This window comes from Marinobacter sp. SS5-14b (genome assembly GCF_030541005.1).
Classification (GTDB): domain Bacteria; phylum Pseudomonadota; class Gammaproteobacteria; order Pseudomonadales; family Oleiphilaceae; genus Marinobacter.
Map to the genome: position 1 here is coordinate 130,090 of NZ_JASSVM010000001.1, position 22,759 is coordinate 152,848.

At 55.3% G+C, this 22,759-nt stretch carries 17 protein-coding genes; all 17 read left to right on the forward strand.

Annotated elements, in window-relative coordinates; genetic code table 11:
* The first annotated feature begins 93 nt into the window (after nt 1–93).
* Entirely contained in the window at nt 94–978 is an 885-nt protein-coding gene (locus QPL95_RS00575; protein ID WP_303289078.1) for an NAD(+) kinase, read from the forward strand.
* Between the two features lie 2 nt (nt 979–980).
* Nucleotides 981–1,994: a metallophosphoesterase gene (locus QPL95_RS00580; RefSeq protein ID WP_303289079.1), complete on the forward strand. Its 1,014-nt coding sequence runs from the start codon at nt 981–983 to the stop codon at nt 1,992–1,994.
* 9 nt (nt 1,995–2,003) lie between these two features.
* Nucleotides 2,004–2,687: a rhomboid family intramembrane serine protease gene (locus QPL95_RS00585; RefSeq protein ID WP_303289710.1), complete on the forward strand. Its 684-nt coding sequence runs from the start codon at nt 2,004–2,006 to the stop codon at nt 2,685–2,687.
* A gap of 167 nt (nt 2,688–2,854) precedes the next feature.
* Nucleotides 2,855–3,151, forward strand: a complete 297-nt coding sequence (locus QPL95_RS00590) for a YeaC family protein (protein ID WP_303289080.1) — start codon at nt 2,855–2,857, stop codon at nt 3,149–3,151.
* A complete protein-coding gene (locus QPL95_RS00595) occupies nt 3,148–3,984 on the forward strand; it encodes a DUF2797 domain-containing protein (RefSeq protein WP_303289081.1) in 837 nt (278 codons plus the stop codon). Before QPL95_RS00590 ends, QPL95_RS00595 begins: the two co-directional genes overlap by 4 nt.
* A gap of 47 nt (nt 3,985–4,031) precedes the next feature.
* Nucleotides 4,032–6,674 (forward strand): aminopeptidase N, encoded by a 2,643-nt coding sequence (gene pepN, locus QPL95_RS00600; protein ID WP_303289082.1) that lies wholly within the window; start codon nt 4,032–4,034, stop codon nt 6,672–6,674.
* 222 nt (nt 6,675–6,896) lie between these two features.
* The gene (locus QPL95_RS00605; protein ID WP_303289083.1) at nt 6,897–8,285 is read left to right on the forward strand and encodes a DUF1329 domain-containing protein; all 1,389 of its coding nucleotides are present in this window, start codon (nt 6,897–6,899) and stop codon (nt 8,283–8,285) included.
* Between the two features lie 145 nt (nt 8,286–8,430).
* The gene (locus QPL95_RS00610; RefSeq protein ID WP_303289084.1) at nt 8,431–9,579 is read left to right on the forward strand and encodes a YCF48-related protein; all 1,149 of its coding nucleotides are present in this window, start codon (nt 8,431–8,433) and stop codon (nt 9,577–9,579) included.
* Between the two features lie 46 nt (nt 9,580–9,625).
* Nucleotides 9,626–12,013, forward strand: a complete 2,388-nt coding sequence (locus tag QPL95_RS00615) for an RND family transporter (RefSeq protein WP_303289085.1) — start codon at nt 9,626–9,628, stop codon at nt 12,011–12,013.
* A gap of 186 nt (nt 12,014–12,199) precedes the next feature.
* Entirely contained in the window at nt 12,200–13,183 is a 984-nt protein-coding gene (locus QPL95_RS00620; RefSeq protein WP_303289086.1) for a TAXI family TRAP transporter solute-binding subunit, read from the forward strand.
* Between the two features lie 80 nt (nt 13,184–13,263).
* Nucleotides 13,264–15,864 carry a TRAP transporter permease gene (locus tag QPL95_RS00625; RefSeq protein ID WP_303289087.1) on the forward strand — a complete coding sequence of 867 codons (2,601 nt, stop codon included), beginning with the start codon at nt 13,264–13,266 and terminating at the stop codon, nt 15,862–15,864.
* Between the two features lie 154 nt (nt 15,865–16,018).
* The gene (thrS, locus tag QPL95_RS00630; RefSeq protein WP_303289088.1) at nt 16,019–17,944 is read left to right on the forward strand and encodes a threonine--tRNA ligase; all 1,926 of its coding nucleotides are present in this window, start codon (nt 16,019–16,021) and stop codon (nt 17,942–17,944) included.
* Nucleotides 17,941–18,486, forward strand: coding sequence for a translation initiation factor IF-3 (infC, locus tag QPL95_RS00635; RefSeq protein ID WP_303289711.1), 546 nt, complete (start codon nt 17,941–17,943; stop codon nt 18,484–18,486). The genes thrS and infC overlap by 4 nt, the downstream gene beginning before the upstream one ends.
* A gap of 95 nt (nt 18,487–18,581) precedes the next feature.
* Nucleotides 18,582–18,773 (forward strand): 50S ribosomal protein L35, encoded by a 192-nt coding sequence (rpmI, locus tag QPL95_RS00640; RefSeq protein WP_007151842.1) that lies wholly within the window; start codon nt 18,582–18,584, stop codon nt 18,771–18,773.
* A gap of 50 nt (nt 18,774–18,823) precedes the next feature.
* The gene (gene rplT, locus QPL95_RS00645) at nt 18,824–19,177 is read left to right on the forward strand and encodes a 50S ribosomal protein L20 (RefSeq protein WP_022989373.1); all 354 of its coding nucleotides are present in this window, start codon (nt 18,824–18,826) and stop codon (nt 19,175–19,177) included.
* 138 nt (nt 19,178–19,315) lie between these two features.
* A complete protein-coding gene (pheS, locus tag QPL95_RS00650; protein WP_303289089.1) occupies nt 19,316–20,314 on the forward strand; it encodes a phenylalanine--tRNA ligase subunit alpha in 999 nt (332 codons plus the stop codon).
* Nucleotides 20,315–20,386: 72 nt separating this feature from the next.
* Nucleotides 20,387–22,759, forward strand: a complete 2,373-nt coding sequence (pheT, locus tag QPL95_RS00655) for a phenylalanine--tRNA ligase subunit beta (RefSeq protein ID WP_303289090.1) — start codon at nt 20,387–20,389, stop codon at nt 22,757–22,759.

The following is a 22,759-nucleotide window of genomic DNA, read 5'->3' on the forward strand; positions in this document are numbered from 1 at the left end:
CTGCCCGAGTTTCGTTAGACTGTAGATCTGTTCGTCACAGATCGGGGCTGCCGTTGGCTGCTTCTGTCTCATTCAGGCATCACGGGATACTTCATGGACCAGTTCAGGAATATCGGAATCATCGGGCGCATGGGCAGCGTCAAGGTGGTTGAGTCACTGCGGCAACTCAAACAATATCTGATTGCAAACGACTACCAGGTCATCATCGAAGAAGACACCTCAACGATGATACCGGGCCATGGGCTTCAGGTGGCCAGCAAGAAGCTGTTGGGTGAAATTTGTGATCTCGTCATTGTGGTTGGTGGTGATGGCAGCTTGTTGGGTGCCGCCCGGGAGCTGGCAAAATCCAAGATTCCTATTCTGGGCGTAAACCGTGGGCGACTAGGATTTCTTACTGACATTTCCCCTTCGGACCTTGAGGAACGGCTGGCCCAGGTTCTTGCTGGCGAATACATTGAAGAATCGCGGTTTTTGCTGGATGGCCACGTAGAGCGCAATGGCCAGCCCCTGGGATTCGGCTCCGCCCTGAACGATGTGGTTTTGCATCCGGGCAAATCCACCAGAATGATCGGCTTTGACTTGTACATTGATGGCCATTTCGTCTACAGCCAGCGTTCTGATGGATTGATTGTGGCGACACCAACGGGCTCAACCGCCTATTCGTTGTCTGCCGGTGGCCCGATTATGCACCCCAAGCTGGATGCCGTTGTGCTGGTGCCCATGTTCCCTCACACCCTGAGTAGCCGCCCGATCGTGGTGGACGGTAAGAGTGAGATCAAGCTGGTCATTGGTGAGACCAACGAAACCTACCCGCAGATCAGTTTTGATGGCCAGATGAACATCGCCTGTGCGCCAGGCGACATCATTCGCATTACCAAAAAGCCCTTCAAGATCCGTCTTATCCACCCGACTGATCACAACTTCTATGCCACCTGTCGTGACAAGCTGGGTTGGGCAAGCGAAATAGCAGCGAGTTGAATATGGCGGGAATCAAGACAGCCGCAAGTCGCGGCTATGACATTATTGGCGATATACACGGGTGTGCAAACACCCTTGAGCGGCTGTTGGATCAGATGGGCTACCGTAAGCTCAACGGGATTTACCAGCACCCGCGCAGGCAGGCCATTTTCATTGGCGATATCATTGATCGGGGCCCCAGAATTCGGGAGTCGCTTCATTTGGTCCGGGATATGGTTGAGCATGGCGCCGCCCGGATTGTTATGGGGAACCACGAATATAACGCACTGGGCTACTGCACCCGGGCTCGTCCAGGTAGTGGAAAACAGTTCCTTCGGGAGCACAACGCCCGCCACGATCGCCTGATCAAGGAAACGCTTGAGCAGTTTGATGCGTACCCTCATGAGTGGAATGAGTTTCTTGAGTGGTTTTACACCATTCCTTTGTTCATTGATGAAGATGATTTTCGGGTGGTGCATGCGTGCTGGGACCAGGGCCTGATTGACAAGTTTCGTGACAGTCAGGGCGGTGCCTGCATCGATGAGGACTTTTTGCATGCCTCGGCGGCGATTGAGTCGTTTGCAGGGCAGGTGATGGATACCCTCCTGCGGGGGACAGACCTGCGATTGCCGGAGGGCGTCAAAATTACCGGGCGTGATGGCTATATCCGCGAGTTCTTTCGTACCAAGTTCTGGGCCGACAACCCACAAACCTACGCTGATGTTGTGTTTCAGCCAGACCCTTTACCGCCCGAAGTAGCGCGAATGAAGCTGACCGAGGCAGAACGGAAGCAACTGATCAGCTATCCGCTGGATGCGCCTCCGGTGTTTGTCGGGCATTACTGGATGGACAGCAGCCCCGCGCCATTGAAACAGAATGTCGCCTGTATTGATTACAGTGCGGTGAAGTATGGCAAGTTGGTGGCCTATCGGATGGACGATGAAAAGGTGCTGTCCCGAGACAAGTTTGTATGGGTGGAAGTCGGCCGGCCAGAACAGCCCGATTACCCGACCAGTGAAGACAGTGTTGCACGCTGAGGCACGGAGATAAGCTTGGATAATCAGACCTCATTCCCGATCACCCCGGAGGGACGTTGGCAGCCTTCGCCCGCCCATGCCCCATTCGTGGTGGCAACGATCGTCGTAGCGGTGGTGATGGTGTGGCTGACCGGTATGGGCCAGAATGCCCTGGCGGCCAACCTGATGCTGGTGGACCCCCGGCAGTTCCCGTGGGAAGCGTTCAGCACTTTGGCCGGGCGGATAGATGCCTTGTCGGCCACGCTGGCCGGTGGCCAGATCTGGCGTTTGATCACACCGGATTTTCTGCATTTCAGCTGGACCCACATCATCTTCAATTCGGTCATGCTGTGGTTCCTGGGTAGTCAGATTGAATGGATGGATGGTCGGGCACGGCTGGTTACGCTGTTTGTCGTGGCCAGTCTGGCCTCCAATAGCCTTCAGTATCTGGTCTCTGGCCCTTTGTTTGGCGGCTTGTCCGGCGTTGTGTATGGCATTCTGGGCTACTGTTGGTTGAGCCAGCGCCGTCGCCGGCGGTTTCAGTTTCCACCGGCACTGATTACCTTTGCTTTGGTGTGGATGGTGATTGGCTTCACGCCCTTGCCGGAAATGCTGGGTCTGGGGCGCATGGCAAACGAAGCCCACCTGGGTGGCTTTGTTGCGGGACTCGCAGTGGCGCTGTTATCGCCGCTGCGAGGCAAGCGCTGGGGATAAAAAAAGCCCCACGGAAAGGTGAGGCTGAAAAGAGCGTATAGCTCCTGATGAGAGAGACCAAATGAAACGACCGTTGTCATTTGGTGAGAGAATGATAAGCGTTATCATTTGCATGTGTCAAACGGATTTGCCGATTTTTCAATGAACAGATTTTCAGGAGGTGGGTTGTGACCTACGACGAACTGATTGAGCGGCTGGATCCGACGGTTTACCGCAGCCTCAAGCAAGCCATTGAGCTGGGCAAATGGCCGGATGGCCGCGCAATTTCCCGTGAGCAGCGCGCCATCTGTCTGGAAGCGGTGATCTATTACGAAAACAAGCACAACATCCCGGAACAGGAGAGAGTGGGTTATCTTGACCGTGGCGAAAAAGCGGGCACCGCCTGTGACCCCTCCGTGCAGTTTCGTAAAGACCGCCAGAACAACGATGTGAACCCGGACCAGTTTGTTGAGGTTAAGGTTTGAGCCAGGTTATTGATGTCACCGGCCGGCTGCGAAAAATGCCGGCGAAAGCCGGCGAGCCCGTGGCCTACACACTGGCCGTGGGCGATACCCGGATTCCCCTGAACGAACTGGTGGGCCGGAAGGTACGGCTGGACTACGACGGCGTAATCCGCTGCATCCATTGTGATCGCACCACCAAGAAGAGCTTCAATCAGGGGTTTTGTTACCCCTGCTTCCGCAAACTGGCGGCCTGTGACAGCTGCATCATGAGCCCGGAAAAGTGCCATTTCCATCTGGGCACCTGCCGCGAGCCGGAGTGGGGCGAAGCCAATTGCATGGTGGAGCACGTGGTTTACCTGGCCAATTCCAGTGGCCTGAAAGTCGGCATTACCCGGGGCACCCAGGTACCCACTCGCTGGATTGACCAGGGTGCGGTGGATGCGATTCCCATGCTTCGCGTAGCCAGCCGCTATTTGGCGGGCCTGGCGGAAGTGGCTTGCAAGAGCCACGTGGCAGACCGCACCAACTGGCGCGCGATGCTCAAGGGCGATGTGCCGGAGCTGGATCTGGTGCAGGAACGCGAGCGCATACTGGCGCTGATCGAGGATGACCTCGCCGAGCTGAAGCGGCAGCATGGCGAAGACAGCCTGCGAGTTGTGGACGAGGCCTCACTCGGGCTCGGTTATCCGGTGCAGGTGTGGCCGTCGAAAGTGAAAACCCATAACCTTGACAAAACCCCGGAAGTGGAAGGCCTGCTCGAAGGTATCAAAGGGCAGTACCTGATGCTCGATACCGGCGTTATTAATATTCGGAAATTTACCGGCTACGAAGTCCGGTTTCGGGTTCTTGACTGAGCCCGCTACGTTTTTGTCCGGCCATGCCTATTTTTTGGAGAGTGTGAATGCGAACCAACCAGCCACAAACCATTTATCTGAGTGAGTACCAGGTACCTGCTTATCTGGTTGACCACGTGGATCTGCGTTTTGAGCTGTTTGAAGATGGCGCCCGGGTACACAGTACCCTGGCGATGCGCCGCAACCCGGAGTCCGCTCAGGGCGATGTGCCGCTGGAACTCGATGGCGACAGCCTGACACTGGAGGGTGTGGCCCTCGATGGCGAGCAACTGGAGGCGGGCGCCTATGAAGATCAGGGCGACAAGCTGATCGTACGTGGCGTACCTGGGCAGTTTGAACTGAGCGTGGTGACCTGGATCGAACCCCAGAGCAATACCCGCCTGGAAGGACTGTACAAGTCCTCCGGCATGTTCTGTACCCAGTGCGAGGCAGAAGGCTTTCGCAGTATCACCTTCTATCCGGATCGCCCGGATGTGATGGCCCGGTTCCGCACCCGTATTGAAGCCGACCAAAATGCTTATCCGATCCTGTTGTCCAACGGCAACCCGATCGAGCAGGGTAGTCTCGATAACGGGCGCCATTTTGTGACCTGGGAAGATCCGTTCCCCAAACCGGCTTATTTGTTTGCGCTGGTTGCGGGGGATCTGGTGGAAAAGCGCGACACCTTTACCACCTGCTCCGGCCGCGCCATCGACTTGCGTATCTATGTTGAGCCCCGTAACGCTGAAAAGTGCGATTTTGCCATGGACGCCCTCAAGCGCTCCATGCGCTGGGACGAAGAGGTTTATGGCCGGGAATACGACCTCGACATCTTCATGATCGTGGCGGTGGACGACTTCAACATGGGCGCGATGGAAAACAAGGGCCTGAATATCTTCAACTCGTCCTGTGTGCTGGCCAGCCAGGACACCGCCACCGATGCCGCCTTCCAGCGCATCGAGGCCATCGTCGCCCATGAGTATTTCCACAACTGGTCCGGCAACCGGGTAACCTGTCGGGACTGGTTCCAGCTGAGCCTTAAAGAAGGCTTTACCGTGTTTCGGGATTCCCAGTTCTCCGCCGATATGGGCTCGCCCACGGTCAAGCGGATTGAAGACGTCACTCTACTGCGCACCGCCCAGTTTGCCGAAGATGCCGGCCCTATGGCGCATCCGGTTCGGCCCGCGTCCTACATGGAAATCTCCAACTTCTACACCCTGACGATTTATGAGAAAGGGGCAGAAGTGGTGCGGATGATTCATAACCTGCTGGGCGACGAACTGTTCCGCAAAGGCAGCGATCTTTACTTTGAACGCCACGATGGCCAGGCAGTCACCACTGACGATTTTGTCCGTGCCATGGAGGATGCATCCGGCCGTGACCTGGGCCAGTTCCGGTTGTGGTACGAGCAGGCTGGTACCCCGGTGCTGACGGTGTCCGACCATTACGACAACAGCCGTGGTGTATATCGGCTGAATGTTCGCCAGAGCATTCCCGACACGCCGGGACAGAGCAACAAGAAACCTCAGCATATTCCGTTTGCCGTGGGCCTGTTGAACGGCGCTGGCCAGTCACTGCCGCTCAATCTGAGTGCCCGGGAACAGGGTGGCCCCACAGAGCGGGTGCTCGAGCTGACCGAGGCGGAGCACAGTTTTGAGTTTCACGGCCTGGCGGAACGCCCGGTGCCATCCCTGTTGCAAGGTTTCTCAGCCCCGGTCAGGGTGCAATACCCCTGGAGTCGCGAGCAGTTGTTGTTCTTGATGAGCCACGATCCGGACGGTTTCAACCGCTGGGATGCGGGTCAGAGGTTGGCGGTGGATGTGATTCAGGCTCTGATCAAGGCGCCGGATGATGCGGAAGTGGAGCCGCGACTGGTGGAAGCCTATCGCCAGCTGCTGAACGACACCTCACTGGATCAGGCCCTGGTGGCCAAGATGCTGCTGTTGCCGTCTGAAGCCTATCTGGTAGAGCTGGCAGAGCGGGCTGATGTGCCAGCCATTCACGCAGCGCGCAAGCGGGTACTGAGCCATCTGGCGGCCTCACTGAGGGATGACCTGCTGGCCTGTTATCAGCGCCATTTGGTGCCGGGCGAATACCAGCTGACGTCTGATGCCATTGCCCAGCGTAGTCTGCGTAATACCGCGTTGGCCTGGCTTCTGCACCTGGATGACGAACAAGGGCGCGAACTGGCCCTGGAGCTGTTCCACAACGCCGACAACATGACAGACCGCCTGGGAGCCCTCCGGGCTCTGGTGAACTCCGGCTTTGAAGACGACCGCAATCACGCGCTGGAGGCGTTCTACGAGCGTTTCCGTGACGATCCGCAGGTGGTGGAGTTGTGGTTCTCGGTTCAGGCGTCGAGCGACCAGGCGGGCCAGTTGGCCCAGATTCGGCAATTGCTGGAGCACCCGGCGTTTGACTGGAAGAATCCCAACAAAGTGCGCTCTGTGGTCGGCGTATTCGCCGGCCAGAACCTGGCGGCCTTCCACAACCCGGATGGCAGCGGCTATCAGTTCCTGGCTGATCAGGTGTGCCGGCTGGATGACAGTAACCCGCAGATCGCCGCACGGTTGGTGTCACCACTGACGCGTTGGAAGAAATTTGCCCCACACTACAGTGGGCAGATGAAAGCGGCACTTGAGCGGATTCGTGATAAGAGCGAGCTTTCCGGCGACGTCTACGAAGTCGTTCACAAAAGCCTGGCGGACTAGGTCCGGTTGAGCGGATCCGCCGATGACCGCGCTCAGGCGGCCTGATCACCGGCGGATGTTCATGCTCCAGCGAAAGGGAGTGGGTCACAAGCAGATACAAAATCGCACTTTTGATCGATAGACATTATTGTTCAATCGGCTAATCTGATGGAAAGTCCGAGTTGCATCAGACAATAACAATAGAGCCCTGCAGAGGCTTTCAGACGAATTAAAGGTTGCACAATGAGATACAACAAAACCGTATTCCTGGGTGGGCTGCTGGCTCTTTCCTTCGCAGTTTCCCCGGCTCATGCCGCAGTGTCCGCCGCTGAGGCGGCGCGCCTGGGGCAGGAGCTTACGCCTTTTGGTTCCCAGAAGGCGGGTAACGAGGCCGGCACGATTCCGGCCTGGACGGGCGGTCTTACAGAGCCACCTGCGGGCTATCAGGGTAGCGGTCAGCACCACATCAACCCGTTCCCGAACGATCAGGTGCTGTTTACGATCACAGCGGCCAACAAAGAACAATACGATGAGTACCTGACCGATGGTGTCAGGGCCATGCTGGATACCTACCCGACTACGTTCCGCATTCCGGTCTATCAATCTCGCCGTACCCACGCCGTTCCAGACTGGGTGGCTGAAAATACCAAGAAAAATGCAGTAAATGCCGAGATCGTCGGTGAGTCAGAAGGTCTTAAGGGCGCTTTTGGTGGGTATCCGTTCCCGATACTCCATGGCTCAAACGAAGAGAAAGCCTGGCAGGTGGTCTGGAATCATTTGACTCGCTGGCGTGGAATAAGCCTCACGCGTCGAGCAAGCGAAGTGGCCGTCCAGACCAACGGTGAGTATAGCCTGGTGACCTCGCAGCAGGAGGCCTTCTTCAACTTTTATAACCCTGAAGGTAGCGAGAAAGAACTCGATAACATCATTTTTTACTACCTGTCGTTTACCCAGTCTCCACCTCGTCTTGCCGGGGGCGCGATCCTGGTTCACGAAACCTTGAACCAGATTATTAATCCACGTAATGGCTGGGGTTATAACGCGGGTCAGCGTCGAGTGCGTCGTGCGCCAAACCTGGGGTATGACTCCCCGATCGCGGCGGCTGACAACCTTCGTACCGCTGATGACACCGACATCTTCAACGGTGCCATGGACCGCTATAACTGGAACTACGAGGGGCTGAGGGAAATTTACATCCCTTATAACAACTACCGTATTGGCGAGAAAGGCACCCCTTATTCAGACATCCTGGGCATGTCTCATCTCAACCCGGATTTGACCCGCTGGGAACTCCATCGCGTGCACGTGGTGGAAGCCACTCTCAAACAGGGTGAGCGTCACATTTACGGTAAACGTCGTTTCTACGTCGACGCGGACAGCTGGAACACCGTTCTGCTTGATCAGTACGATGGCCGCGGCGAACTGTGGCGTGTGACCATGGGTATTCCGAAAAATTACTATGAGCTGCCGGGTGTATGGACAGTTCTGGACGTATATCACGACCTTCAGGCTCGCCGCTATCACGTGCTCGGCCTGGATACCGAAGAACCGAATACCCGCGTATTCACTGACGAAGTACCGAATAAGCGTTATTTCTCGCCAGCGTCCCTGCGTAGGCGCAGCGTACGCTGATGAAATGCGCCGGGCCCGGGGCCTGGCGCATTTTGTGCGGGCATGAAGTACACCGGCGGCCAGATGGCTGCCGGTTTGTTTGCAAAAAGCTGCCTGGAATCTGCGGCAGGCGCTTCACGATCCAACCAACGTAAAGGCAATCTGAATGGCTAATAGGTTCATGTGCGAGACACTGGGTTCTGCCTGTCTGGGCCTCTCCATGGCATTGGCAGCACCTGCAGCGTTTGCGCTCACAGATATCATCGAGACTCCGGCCCGGGCCACCGAGCTGGCACCGGAGTCGCTGCTGAATGATGCAACCCGTGCTGGTGACCGTATTGTGGCGGTTGGTGAGCGAGGGCACATTATTTACTCCGACGATGAGGGGAAAACCTGGAGCCAGGCAGAAGTGCCTGTGTCTGTGACTCTGACTGCCGTGGATTTCGGTACCAGCGATCACGGCTGGGTTGTTGGCCACAGTGGTGTTGTGCTGCATTCCGAAGATGCGGGTGCCAGCTGGCAGTTGCAGCTTGATGGGCTCAAGGCTGCCGAGCTTTCCATCGAGAGCAAGGAAGAGCAGATTGCCGAGATGGAAGAGCAGATCGAACAAGCTCCCGAAGATCAAAAGGCGGATCTCGAGTGGGCTCTGGATGATCTGGTTTTCGCCATGGAGAACGCCCAGTCGGATATGGATATCGGCCCGGTAAACCCCTTGCTGGACGTGTGGTTTGAAAATGACAGCCACGGTTTTGCTGTTGGTGCCTACGGCATGATCCTGAGAAGTCAGGACGGTGGTGACTCCTGGCGGGACTGGTCTTCCAATGTCGAGAACCCTCAGAACTTCCATTACAACAGCATCACTCGTGTCACCGGTGGTGCCCTGGTTATCGTTGGTGAAGCTGGCCAGATCCATGTTTCAGTAGACAACGGTGCCACTTGGAAAAAGCGTGAAAGTCCTTATGCTGGCTCTCTGTTTGGGGTGAGTGGCACCGGGCAGGTAAACGAAGTGCTGGCGTTTGGTTTGCGCGGCACAACGTTGTTCTCTGGTGATCTTGGTCGCAGCTGGACCGTGGTTCCGAACGAGGGCAACGCAACCTTGAACAATGCCGCAGTGGCGGAAGACGGCCGTATTACTCTGGTGGGCAACGGCGGTGCAGTGCTGATGAGTGCAAATGGCGGTGAAAGCTTTCGCGCCTACTTCCGGGATGACCGGGAAAGTGTCATGAGTGTGGTTCCGCTGGCTGGAACCGATCTTTTGCTGGTGGGTGAGGGTGGTGTGAAATTCACCGATTCTCGCGGCCGGAACCTTAAATAACGCCCTGGTGTGGCATCAACGGATTAATGGATAGAGGGCCTTATTAATGTCTGACCCGATGCATGACAGGGGTGATCATTACCTGACAACGCCAAAAGCGGAGCCGTTTCTTGAGCGTTTGATTTTTAACAACAGGGCGGTGATTCTGATTGCCTTCCTTTTGTTAACAGTGTTTCTTGGTTACAACGCTATAAAAATTCAGCCGGATGCGAGCTTTGAGCGGATGATTCCGCTGGAGCATCCCTACATCGTCAATATGCTTGATCACCGGGACGATCTCGACAACCTTGGCAACTTTGTTCGTATTGCCGTGGCCGTCGAAGACGGTGACATCTTCAATCCCGAGTACATGGAGACCTTGAAGCAGATCACCGATGAGATGTTTTATCTCAACGGCGTTGATCGTTCTGGTCTGAAGTCTCTGTGGACCTCAAATGTCCGCTGGGTAGAGGTGACAGAGCAGGGCTTTCAAGGCGGTACGGTCATTCCGGACAACTATGACGGTTCCCGGGATAGCCTCGAGCAATTGCGTCAGAACGTGCTGCGCTCGAACGAAGTCGGTCGTCTGATATCTGACAACTTCCGCTCGACCATCGTATACGCACCGCTGTACGAGAAAAATCCGGAAACCGGTGAAGCGCTGGATTACGCCGAGTTCTCCCGCCAGCTGGAAGAAAAAATCCGTAGCAAGTACCAGGAGCAGAACCCGAACATCAGCATTCACATCGTTGGTTTTGCCAAGAAAGTGGGTGATCTGATTGAAGGTATCGGTTCTATTGCTTGGTTCGCCGGCATTACCATCCTTCTGACAACGTTGCTGTTGTTCTGGTACTCGCGTTGTATCGCTGGAACCCTGGTCCCGGTGTTTACCTCGATTATTGCCGTGTTCTGGCAACTGGGTGCCCTGAAACTGCTTGGTTATGGGTTGGACCCTTATTCGGTGCTGGTACCCTTCCTGGTGTTCGCCATCGGTATCAGTCACGGGGTGCAGATCGTCAATGCGATGGCGGTAGAATCTGCGAAAGGTTTCGATGCCATCACGTCTGCACGATTAGCGTTCCGTGCGCTGTATATTCCGGGCATGCTCGCGTTGATTTCGGATGCGATGGGCTTCCTGACGCTCGTTTTCATTGAAATCGACGTTATCCGTGATCTGGCGGTAGCCGCTGGCCTGGGCGTTGCCTTTGTCATCATCACCAACCTGGTGCTGCATGTACTGATTATGTCTTACGTAGGCATTTCCAAGGGTGGTGTGCGTCATGTGCAGAATCATGGCGACAAGCAGGACCGCAAATGGCGTGTTATGTCCTACTTTTCTCACCCCGGTGTTGCGCCTATTTCACTGCTGATTGCGGTCATTGGTCTGGGCCTTGGGATGTACTACAAGCAGGACTTGAAGGTGGGCGATCTCGATCAGGGCGCGCCTGAGCTGCGCCCTGATTCCCGCTACAACAAAGATAACGCCTACATCATCAATAATTACTCAACCAGTGCGGATGTTCTGGTTGTGATGGTGAAAACGCCGGAAGAGCAATGTACCCAGTACAACGTGCTGCGGGCCATGGACAGTCTTCAGTGGGAGCTTCAGAACACTCCGGGCGTTCAGGGTTCTGCATCGCTTGCGGATGTGTCCAAGCTGGTCACCAAGGCGCTTAACGAGGGTAACTGGAAGTGGTTCGAAATTTCACGCAACCAGACCATCATTAATGCGTCCATCAGAGATGCCCCTGCAGGCCTGATCAACACCACCTGCGATCTGACCCCGGTACTGGTATTCCTGGAAGACCACAAGGCCGAGACTCTGGAGACCGTGATTGAGCGCGTTGAAGAGTTTGCGCAGGCCAACAGCAATGAGGAGCACACCTTCCTGCTGGCCGCGGGTAATGCCGGTATTGAGGCGGCGACCAACGAGGTTATTTCGAGCGCCAAGGACGTCATGCTGCTGCTGGTTTATGGCGTAGTGAGTTTGTTGTGCTTCCTGACCTTCCGCTCAATTCGCGCAGTGGCTTGTATCGTGATTCCGCTGGGGCTGACGTCTGTCCTTTGTGAAGCCATCATGGCGGTGTCAGGTATCGGTATCAAAGTGGCGACTTTGCCGGTTATTGCTTTGGGTGTCGGTATCGGTGTGGATTACGGTATTTATATCTACAGCAAGCTGGAGAAGTTCCTGCTTGAAGGAAAAACCTTGCAGGACGCTTACTATGAAACCCTTCGCTCCACGGGTAAGGCCGTTATCTTTACCGGTGTGACACTTGGGCTTGGTGTCGTGACCTGGATTTTCTCACCCATCAAGTTCCAGGCAGACATGGGCTTCCTGTTGTTCTTCATGTTCCTGTGGAACATGGTGGGCGCAATCTGGCTGCTGCCCGCACTGGCTCGCTTCCTGTTGAGGCCAGACAAAATGCTGGCCAAAGCCAGGGCAGCCAAGTCTTGATCGCTGCCTGAAACCTCAAAAAAGCCCGCTTCTGCGGGCTTTTTTGTTGTCTCTTCAGCTGGTTAGCGTGCTAATCCTTCCTTTATTTATGGCCTGAAGTGTTCTATGTTCTAACACGAACCGGATATTTGCCCGTATCGACGAATGGGCATTTGACAATAATGACCAAGAAAAGGAAGAGCACACATGACACTGAAACTTAAAGCGTCCGCTTTTGCTGTTGCAGCTGCCGTCAGCATGGGCGCCGCGTCCACAGCCGTTTCTGCTCAGGAGCAGCGCTTCGTTACGATCGGTACCGGCGGTGTGACCGGTGTTTACTACCCGGCCGGCGGTGCCATTTGCCGACTGGTCAATATGGATCGGAAGGAGCACGGTATTCGCTGCTCTGTTGAGAGTACCGGTGGTTCTGTTTATAACCTGAACGCCATCCGTGCAGGCGAGCTTGATCTGGCCGTTGCCCAGTCTGACTGGCAGTATCATGCCTACAACGGCACCAGCCAGTTCGAAGAAGCCGGCAAGAACGAGAAGTTGCGCGCGGTATTCTCGCTGCATCCCGAGCCATTCACCGTGGTTGCCAGTAAGGGCTCTGGTATCAAGAACTTTGAAGACCTCGAAGGCAAGCGTGTCTCCGTGGGTAACCCGGGTTCCGGCCAGCGTGCGACAGCTGAAGTGCTGATGAAAGAAATGGGTTGGGGCATGGACAAGTTTGGTCTGGCCGCCGAAATCAAGGCTGCTGAACAGTCCCAGGCTTTGTGCGATGGCAATATTGATGCCTTCTTTTACACCGTTGGCCACCCTTCCGGTGCTATCAAGGAAGCGACAACCTCTTGCGACAGCGTTCTGGTCAACGTAGACAACACGGCCAGCAAAAAGCTGATCTCAGATAACCCATACTACCGTAAGGCAGTAATCCCTGGCGGCATGTATCGTGGCTCGGATCAGGACGTAACAACCTTCGGTGTTGCCGCAACCTTCGTGTCGTCTACGGACGTCCCTGAGGAAGTGGTCTATGAAGTGGTGAAGGCCGTTTTCGAGAACTTCGACAGCTTCAAGCGCCTGCACCCGGCCTTTGGCAACCTGAAGAAAGAAGAAATGGTATCTGACGCTCTGAGTGCGCCTCTGCACCCGGGTGCCGCCAAGTACTATCGTGAAGCTGGTCTGATCGACTGATCAGCCAGAAAAGTAACAGAGCGGGCTAAGGCCCGCTCTGTTTATTCAACCAGATTTTCTTCACATCACAGGAACATTCCATGGCAAAGAATGACCCGGGTACCGGGGCGGGTGTGGATGCTGCCAAGGTTGATCAGGTATTGCAGACGGAAATCGGAGGCAGGGCGCTTGCCGGGCCTGCGGCTGTAATCCTATTCATCGTGCCGGTGTGCTGGTCGTTATTCCAGCTCTGGATTGCATCTCCCCTGCCGTTCATTCTGAACTTCGGTATATTTAACTCAACGGAAGCGCGCTCTATTCATCTTGCGTTTGCCGTGTTTCTTGCGTTTTCCGCATTCCCGATGATCAAGGGTGTGCACTCCACGAAGGTGCCCATATATGACTGGGTGCTCGCACTGGCGGCCGCGTTCGCTGCCTCTTATCTTTATGTCTTCTATGACCAGCTCTCCCAGCGCCCTGGCGCGCCAATTACCCAGGATCTATGGGTAGCTCTGGTTGGGCTTGCGCTATTGCTGGAGGCGACGCGAAGAGCACTGGGATTGCCACTTACCATCGTGGCGCTGGTGTTTATTGGATACTCCTTGGCCGGCCCTTACATGCCGGATGTTATTTCACACAAGGGGGTGAGTCTCAGCAAGCTGTCCTCCCATCAATGGTTGGGCACGGAAGGTGTGTTTGGTGTGGCCCTGGGGGTTTCTACCAGTTTTGTGTTCCTGTTCGTTCTGTTCGGTGCCTTGTTGGAGCGGGCTGGAGCCGGTAATTACTTCATCAAAGTGGCTTACGCCATGCTGGGGCACATGAAAGGGGGGCCGGCAAAAGCGGCTGTGGTCTCCAGTGGTCTCAGCGGCGTGATCTCCGGTTCATCCATAGCCAACGTTGTTACCACGGGAACTTTTACCATCCCCCTGATGAAGCGGGTAGGCTTTCCTGCCACCAAAGCGGGCGCCGTGGAAGTTGCGGCTTCGACAAACGGCCAGCTGACACCGCCGATCATGGGGGCTGCGGCGTTTCTGATGGTGGAATACGTCGGTATTTCTTATCTGGAAGTGATCAAGCACGCCATTCTGCCTGCGCTCATTTCCTATGTGGCACTGATCTATATCGTTCATCTGGAAGCGTGCAAACTGAAAATGCACGGTATTGAGCGGCTTAACCGCCCAACCCTTGCTCAGCGAATGTTGACCTGGGTGGTGGTGCTGCTCGGGCTGATTATTCTGACGTTTGCAGTGTATTACGGTATTGGCTGGACCAAGGCCTATTTTGGTGATTCGGCTACGTGGATATTGGGTGCGGCGGTTTTGGCAGCCTACGCAGGTCTTGTGAATTATGCCACCAGGTTCCCCGAGCTTGAGGAGGATGATCCCGAGAAGGAAATGGGTGAGCTTCCTGAAGTAGGGCCAACGGTAAAGACCGGTCTGTATTATCTTTTGCCCGTGGTGGTGCTGGTATGGTGCCTCACTGTTGAGCGTTTCTCCCCTCAGCTATCCGCCTTCTGGGCAACCCTGTTCATGATCTTTATTGTGGTGACCCAGCGGCCGTTGAAAGCTTTCTTCCGTAACCACAGCGGGCTATTGGCTGAATTTGTCGGCGGCATCTCAGACTTGTTCCATTCGCTCGCCACGGGCGGTCGCAACATGGTCGGCATTGGCGTGGCTACGGCAACGGCGGGTATCGTTGTGGGAACCGTTACCCTCACCGGCATCGGCCTTGTGATGACTCAGTTTGTAGAGTTCCTTTCCGGCGGTAATTTGATGCTGATGCTGATCTTTACGGCCGTGATCAGTTTGGTTCTCGGGATGGGGTTGCCCACTACTGCAAACTATATAGTGGTGTCCACCTTGATGGCGCCCGTCATCGTCTCGTTGGGCGCGCAGAATGGTTTGCTGGTTCCGCTGATAGCCGTGCACTTGTTCGTGTTCTACTTCGGCATTTTGGCGGATGATACGCCACCCGTTGGGTTGGCCGCCTACGCGGCGGCCGCCATTTCCGGAGCAGATCCCATACGAACGGGTATTCAAGGGTTCACCTACGATATTCGGACGGCCATTCTACCGTTCATGTTTATCTTCAATACCCAGTTATTACTGATAGGGCTTACCGGTTGGGTTGACCTGCTGATTACCATCGCGAGTGCCGTCACAGCCATGTTGGTTTTTTCGGCGGCTACGCAAGGTTATTGGTTCACCAAAACCCGGTGGTGGGAGACGGTGGCACTGCTTTTGATCACTTTTACCATGTTTCGACCAGGCTTCTGGTGGGATATGGTCTATCCGCCCTATGAAGAGCGTCAGGGTGCGGCGATTATGGAGTATGTGGAAACCGCGCCGGTTGATGAGTCGGTTGTTTTCCGGGTGTCCGGCATGTCTCTGGATGGTAGTGACATAACCACTTATGTTGAGCTTGACATGCCGGCAGGCGAGACCGCCACCGAGCGCATGGCAGCTGCCGGGTTGGAGGTGTCAGAGTTTGATGGCGCTCTGGCCGTAGACTTCGTCAATTTCGGTAGCGCTGCCGAGAAGGCCGGTATCCAGTTCGGGTGGAGTATTGAGGCTGTCCAGGCACAGCTTGAACGGCCGCCCAGAGAGTTGATGTTCATTCCCGCACTCTTGCTGCTGGCGCTGGTGGCTTTTGGCCAGCTCAAGCGGAAGGCAAGGGAGGAGGCGCAACCTCAGGCGGCCTAGCCGCCCGTCAAGCGCGCTGAAAAAAGCCCGGCATTGTTGCCGGGCTTTTTTCTGGTAAACTCCTGCACAATTCGGCCCACGGTTTGTATCGCGGAAGCCGGCAAACATGTGATCTTTGGTATAGATCACCGCTGAGAAACCACAGGAGAGCACCATGCCCGTTATTACTCTGCCGGATGGCAGCCATCGCAGCTTTGCAGAAGCCGTTACCGTTCACGATGTTGCAGCCGATATTGGCGCAGGCCTGGCGAAAGCCGCTCTGGCCGGAAAAGTGAATGGCAAGCTGGTCGACACCAGTTTCCGGATCGAGAACGACACCGAGCTGGCCATCGTAACGGAACGCGATGAAGACGGCGTGGATGTGATCCGCCATTCCACCGCTCACCTGATGGCGATGGCCGTACAGGAGCTGTTCCCGGGTGCCCAGGTAACCATCGGGCCGGTGATCGAAAACGGTTTCTATTACGATTTCAAATACGAGCGCCCGTTTACCAATGAAGACCTGGCGCGTATCGAAAAGCGGATGGAAGAACTGGCCAAGCAGGACTTGCCGGTTTCCCGTTCCGTTATGTCCAGGGAAGATGCGGTCAAGCTGTTTGAAAAAATGGGCGAGGAATACAAGGTCCGCATCATCGAGGACATTCCCGGTGAGGAAGACCTGTCATTCTACAGTCAGGGTGATTTTATTGACCTTTGCCGCGGGCCCCACGTGCCCAGCACGGGTAAGCTGAAAGCTTTCAAGCTGACCAAGGTGGCGGGTGCGTTCTGGCGTGGTGACCAGAATAACGAGCAGCTGCAACGGATTTACGGTACTGCCTGGGGCAACAAGAAAGAGCTCAAGGCCTACCTGAATCGCCTGGAAGAAGCGGAGAAGCGGGACCACCGCAAGATTGGCAAGAAGCTGGGCCTGTTCCATATGCAGGAAGAAGCTCCGGGTATGGTGTTCTGGCACCCGGATGGCTGGTCGCTGTATCAGGAAATTGAACAGTACATGCGGGCCAAGCAGCACCAGCATGGCTACCAGGAAATCAAGACACCGCAGGTGGTGTCCCGTACTTTGTGGGAGAAATCCGGGCATTGGGACAAGTTCAAGGACGGCATGTTTACCACCGAGTCCGAGAAACACGACTATGCCATCAAGCCCATGAACTGCCCCTGCCACGTGCAGGTGTTCAACCAGGGCCTGAAGAGCTACAAGGATTTGCCGCTGCGCCTGGCGGAATTCGGTTCCTGCCACCGGAATGAAGCTTCCGGCGCGCTGCACGGCCTGATGCGGGTGCGTGGATTTACCCAGGATGATGCCCACATTTTCTGCGAAGAAGACGCCATTCAGGAAGAGGTGTCAGCTTTCATGAAGATGCTGCACGAGGTGTACGAGGATTTCGGTTTTACGGAGATCCTGTACAAGCTGTCTACCCGCCCTGAAAAGCGTGTTGGCTCTGATGAAGTCTGGGACAAAGCCGAGGCGGCACTTGAGCAGGCTCTCAATCGTGAAGGTGTTGACTGGGAGCTGTTGCCGGGCGAAGGTGCCTTCTACGGCCCGAAAATCGAGTATTCTCTGAAAGACTGTCTCGGTCGGGTATGGCAGTGTGGTACCATTCAGGTCGATTTTTCTATGCCGGGCCGTCTGGGCGCCCAGTATGTGGCTGATAATTCCGAGCGGAAAACGCCGGTTATGCTGCATCGGGCCGTTCTCGGGTCTTTTGAACGGTTTATCGGTATACTGATCGAAGAATACGAAGGTGCATTCCCCACCTGGCTGGCGCCAACCCAGATTGCGGTACTGAATATCACCGATAATCAGCGTGATTACTGTCAGAATTTGGCCAAAAAATGGGATTCTTTGGGATATCGGGTTAATGCTGACTTGAGAAACGAGAAGATCGGCTTTAAAATCCGCGAGCATACTCTTAACAAGGTGCCCTATCTTGTCGTTGTTGGCGACAAAGAAGTCGAGAACAATGCGGTTGCGGTGCGCACCCGCAAAGGCGAAGATTTAGGGACCCTATCGCTTGAAGCGTTTGAACAGCTGCTGGCTGGTGACATTCAACGTAAAGGCAGAACCAAAACGGAGATCTGATTATTAAACAGCGAGCGAATCGGGGTGGGCGTACTCCAAAAGCGCCTATCAATGAGAATATTGACGCAACTGAAGTCCGACTGATCGATGCCGAAGGCAATCAGGTTGGTGTTGTATCGATCGAGGAGGCCATTCGAATGGCCGAAGAAGCTACCCTTGATCTGGTGCAGGTTACGGATTCCGATCCGATCGTCTGTAAGATAATGGATTACGGCAAGAAGATCTTCGACGAGAAGAAAGCGAAGGCGGCTGCCAAGAAGAAACAGAAGCAGACGCAAGTCAAAGAGCTTAAGTTCCGTCCAGGAACTGAAGAAGGGGATTATCAGGTAAAACTACGCAACCTGGTACGTTTCCTTGAAAACGGGGACCGCGGCAAGATTACGATTCGGTTCCGTGGCCGTGAGATGGCACACCAGGAAATCGGTATGAAGCTCATGGAGCGGATCGAAAAAGATCTTGAAGAAATCGCAACGGTTGAGATGCGGCCGAAAATGGAAGGCCGGCAGATGACCATGATTGTGGCGCCCCGCAAAAAGAAGTGAACCTGATCCTGTGATGGGTCCCCCGCATCGGCGGGGGATTTGTCGTTCAGGGGCACAATTGTTTTACTCAAAAATAGAATGCGGAGTTTTAAAAAATGCCTAAGATGAAAACCAAGAGCGGAGCTACCAAGCGGTTCAAGAAAACCGCCACTGGCTTCAAGCACAAGCAGTCCTTCACCAGTCATATCCTGACCAAGAAGAGCCCGAAGCGTAAGCGTCAGCTGCGCGGCACCAAGCTGATTGCCAAGTCTGACGTGGCGTCAATCAAGCGTATGACGGCTTGCTGATCAAGCTGCCAAACATTCTTGCTCAGATATTAAGGTAAAAGGACTAAAGTATGGCTCGTGTAAAACGTGGCGTGGTAGCACGTCGTCGTCACAAGAAGATTCTCAAGCAGGCCAAGGGTTATTACGGCGCTCGTAGTCGTGTATTCCGCGTTGCCAAGCAAGCGGTTATCAAAGCCGGTCAGTACGCATACCGTGACCGTCGTAACCGTAAGCGCGCTTTCCGCGCACTGTGGATCGCTCGTATCAACGCTGGCGCCCGTGCAAACGGTCTGTCTTACAGCCGTTTGATCGCTGGTCTGAAGAAAGCGAATGTTGAAATCGATCGTAAGGTTCTGGCCGATCTGGCTATGAACGAGCAGCAGGCGTTTGCCGCTGTTGTTGAGAAAGCCAAAGCATCCCTGTGATCGCTTAAGCTCTTTCATCGATTACGGATCGATCCGGGCGCCTCATGACATCATGCTGGCGCCTTCTGATAGGGGAAGGGCACGCTCTTCCCCTATTTTTGTTTTAACCTACCCCATTTCTGGTTTGGAGCAGGGTCAATGGATAACCTGGAGCAACTGGTTCAGGATGGTTTGAACGCGGTAGAGCAAGCGGACAACCTTCAGGCACTTGATCACATTCGCGTGGAATACCTCGGCAAAAAAGGGGTGATCACCCAACAGGCGAAAACCCTGGGCAAACTTTCTGCGGAGGAGCGTCCTGCCGCCGGCCAGAAAATCAATGAAGCCAAGGGTCAGGTTGAACAGGCCATCAATGCCCGTCGCGCGAACCTTGAAAAGATCGCCATTGAGGCAAAGCTTGCCAGTGAATCCATCGATGTAACCCTGCCGGGTCGTGGTCAGGATCTGGGTGGTTTGCATCCTGTGACGCGGACGCTCGAGCGCATTGAAGAAATTTTTGCCCGCGCCGGGTACAGCGTGGAGCAGGGCCCGGAAATCGAAGACGATTACCATAACTTCGAAGCCCTTAACATTCCGGGTCACCACCCGGCGCGTGCCATGCACGACACCTTCTATTTCAATCCGGGCACGTTGCTGCGCACCCACACGTCACCGGTGCAGATCCGAACCATGGAAGCTGGCAAGCCGCCGTTCCGGATGATTTGCCCGGGGCGGGTCTATCGCTGCGATTCCGACATGACCCACACCCCCATGTTCCACCAGGTTGAAGGCCTGCTGGTTGAGAAGAACGTCAGCTTTGCTGATCTGAAGAGTACGGTGGAAGAATTTCTGCGGGTGTTCTTCGAGCGGGACCTGAAAGTGCGTTTTCGTCCATCTTATTTCCCGTTCACCGAGCCTTCTGCCGAAGTGGATATCGAGTGGGGTCGGGAACCGGATGGCAGTATCAAGTGGCTGGAAGTCATGGGCTGCGGCATGGTGCACCCGAAGGTGTTCGAGCATTGCGGTATTGATGCCGAGGAATATCGTGGCTTTGCTTTTGGTCTGGGCGTTGAGCGCCTGGCCATGCTTCGCTATGGCGTGAAAGACCTGCGCATGTTCTTCGAAAACGACCTGCGTTTTCTGCGTCAGTTTCGTTAAGCCGAAGGGCAGAACGGCGCAAGCAGGATTCCGAATCAACCGCATAAATGGCATCAGGACAAGGCAAGAACGATGAAATTCAGTGAACAGTGGCTGCGTGAGTGGGTTAATCCGAGCATTGGTTCCCAGGAGCTGATGGACCAGATCACCATGGCCGGGTTGGAAGTAGATGGCTTTGAAGCGGTAGCGGGTGAATTCACCGGCGTAGTCGTGGGCGAAGTCGTCTCTGTCGAAGCTCACCCGGACGCCGACAAGCTGCGCGTGTGTCAGGTCAGTGACGGCACGCAGACCGTTCAGGTTGTCTGTGGTGCTCCCAATGTGCGCAATGGCCTGAAAGTGCCTTTCGCCGTTGTGGGTGCGGTTCTGCCGGGCAACTTCAAGATCAAGAAGGCCAAGCTACGCGGCCAGCCCTCTGAAGGCATGCTCTGTTCGGAATCGGAACTTGCCCTTTCGGAGAACCATGATGGCCTGATGGAGTTGCCGGAAGATGCACCGGTGGGGCAGGACATCGCGGAATACCTTAAGCTGAATGATATCGCCATTGATGTGGATCTTACGCCCAACCGCAGCGACTGCCTTTCCATCAAGGGTCTGGCCCGTGAAGTGGGTGTATTGAACAGCCTGTTGGTAAATGCCCCCGAGATCCTGCCGGTTGAAGCGGTGCACTCCGATGTGCCGGACATTCGGGTAGAAGCGCCGGAAGGCTGCCCCCGTTACCTGGGCCGCATCCTGCGCAACGTCAACCTGCAGGCAGAAACGCCGCTGTGGATGCAGGAAAAACTGCGCCGCTCCGGTATCCGTTCTATTGATGCTGCGGTCGACGTCACCAACTACGTGATGCTGGAGCTTGGCCAGCCGATGCATGCCTTTGACCGGGAAGAAGTGGCGGGTGGTATCGTGGTTCGCATGGCCAAGGCCGGAGAAAAATTGGTATTGCTGGATGGCCAGGAAGTGGACCTTACTCCTGAGACGCTTCTGATTGCCGATCACGATAAGCCGATCGCGATTGCCGGAGTTATGGGTGGTGAACACTCGGGTGTCAGCGAAAAAACGCGGGACCTGGTGCTGGAATCGGCTTACTTCGAACCGATAATGCTGGCTGGCAAGGCGCGTCAGTACGGTTTGCATACCGATGCTTCTCACCGTTTCGAACGCGGCGTTGACTACGAGCTGGCCCGCGACGCCATGGAGCGAGCAACCCGCCTGTTGATGGACATCGTGGGCGGCGAGCCGGGTGAGATTGTTGAAGTGGCCAGCTGGGAAGACTTGCCCAAGCCCAGAGCGATTGACCTGCGTGAAAAGCGTCTGGCGGATGTGCTGGGTCTGGCAATTGACCGCACCACGGTTGAAGAAATTCTGTCCCGCCTGGGCCTGCATGTCGACAAATTACTGAAGGACGGCTGGCGGATCAGTGTGCCCAGCTTCCGCCCGGATATCTCTATTGAAGAAGATCTGATCGAAGAAGTAGGGCGCATTTTTGGCTACAACAATCTGCCGGTCACCGAACCGACAGGCTCCCTGGGCTTGCGCGCCCGTGAAGAGGCGGTTCGTCCACTTTCAGCTATCCGCAACTACTTTGTGGCGCAGGGCTACCAGGAGGCAGTGACCTACAGCTTTGTTGATCCGAAGGTGCAGCAGTTGATTGACCCGGAGCGGGAAGGTATTGCCTTGGCAAACCCCATTTCCAGCGACCTGTCGGTGATGCGTACGACACTCTGGAGCGGCTTGCTGAAAACCGTTTTGCACAACCAGAACCGCCAGCAGCCTCGTATCCGGCTCTTTGAATCCGGGCTGCGCTTCGAGCAAAACGGCGATCAGATTGATCAGCAGCCCATGTTGGCGGGCGTAGTGGTTGGTCATCAGACATCTGAAAACTGGGTAAACGGTCGCAGAACAGCGGATTTCTTTGATGTAAAAGGAGAGTTGGAAGGTTTGTTCCGGCTGCTCGGCATCGAAATCCAGTTTATTGCCAGTCAGCACCCGGCATTGCATCCGGGCCAGACCGCAGAATTACTGCGGGATGGTGAGCATGTGGGTTGGCTGGGAACACTGCACCCACAAGTTCAGAAAAATCTTGAACTTAATGGCACGATCCTGATGTTTGAGCTATTCTTGAATTCGATCGTTTCTGGATATGTGCCTAATTTCAAAGATATTTCAAAATTCCCGGAAGTTCGGCGCGATTTGGCTATTATTATCGGAAACGATGTGGCGTTCGCTCAGGTTGAGCATGTGGCCCGTAAGCATGCCGGCGAACACCTCACGGCGTTGCGTGTGTTTGATGTCTATGAGGGCGAAAGCCTGGGTGAAGGCAATCGCAGCCTGGCGCTCAGCCTGTTCTGGCAGCATCCCGAACGCACGCTCAATGAAGACGAAGTGCATTCGCTCTTCAATGGGGTAATTGATGCCCTGAAGGAAGAGTTGGGGGCAACACTGAGGAGTTGA

What these genes read in the sequence shown, in the direction of transcription:
- QPL95_RS00575 (WP_303289078.1), top strand. Translation starts at nt 94, where the DNA reads ATGGACCAGTTCAGGAATATCGGAATCATCGGGCGCATGGGCAGCGTC.
- QPL95_RS00580 (WP_303289079.1), top strand. Translation starts at nt 981, where the DNA reads ATGGCGGGAATCAAGACAGCCGCAAGTCGCGGCTATGACATTATTGGC.
- pepN (WP_303289082.1), top strand. Translation starts at nt 4,032, where the DNA reads ATGCGAACCAACCAGCCACAAACCATTTATCTGAGTGAGTACCAGGTA.
- QPL95_RS00605 (WP_303289083.1), top strand. Translation starts at nt 6,897, where the DNA reads ATGAGATACAACAAAACCGTATTCCTGGGTGGGCTGCTGGCTCTTTCC.
- QPL95_RS00610 (WP_303289084.1), top strand. Translation starts at nt 8,431, where the DNA reads ATGGCTAATAGGTTCATGTGCGAGACACTGGGTTCTGCCTGTCTGGGC.
- QPL95_RS00615 (WP_303289085.1), top strand. Translation starts at nt 9,626, where the DNA reads ATGTCTGACCCGATGCATGACAGGGGTGATCATTACCTGACAACGCCA.
- QPL95_RS00620 (WP_303289086.1), top strand. Translation starts at nt 12,200, where the DNA reads ATGACACTGAAACTTAAAGCGTCCGCTTTTGCTGTTGCAGCTGCCGTC.
- QPL95_RS00625 (WP_303289087.1), top strand. Translation starts at nt 13,264, where the DNA reads ATGGCAAAGAATGACCCGGGTACCGGGGCGGGTGTGGATGCTGCCAAG.
- thrS (WP_303289088.1), top strand. Translation starts at nt 16,019, where the DNA reads ATGCCCGTTATTACTCTGCCGGATGGCAGCCATCGCAGCTTTGCAGAA.
- rpmI (WP_007151842.1), top strand. Translation starts at nt 18,582, where the DNA reads ATGCCTAAGATGAAAACCAAGAGCGGAGCTACCAAGCGGTTCAAGAAA.
- rplT (WP_022989373.1), top strand. Translation starts at nt 18,824, where the DNA reads ATGGCTCGTGTAAAACGTGGCGTGGTAGCACGTCGTCGTCACAAGAAG.
- pheS (WP_303289089.1), top strand. Translation starts at nt 19,316, where the DNA reads ATGGATAACCTGGAGCAACTGGTTCAGGATGGTTTGAACGCGGTAGAG.
- pheT (WP_303289090.1), top strand. Translation starts at nt 20,387, where the DNA reads ATGAAATTCAGTGAACAGTGGCTGCGTGAGTGGGTTAATCCGAGCATT.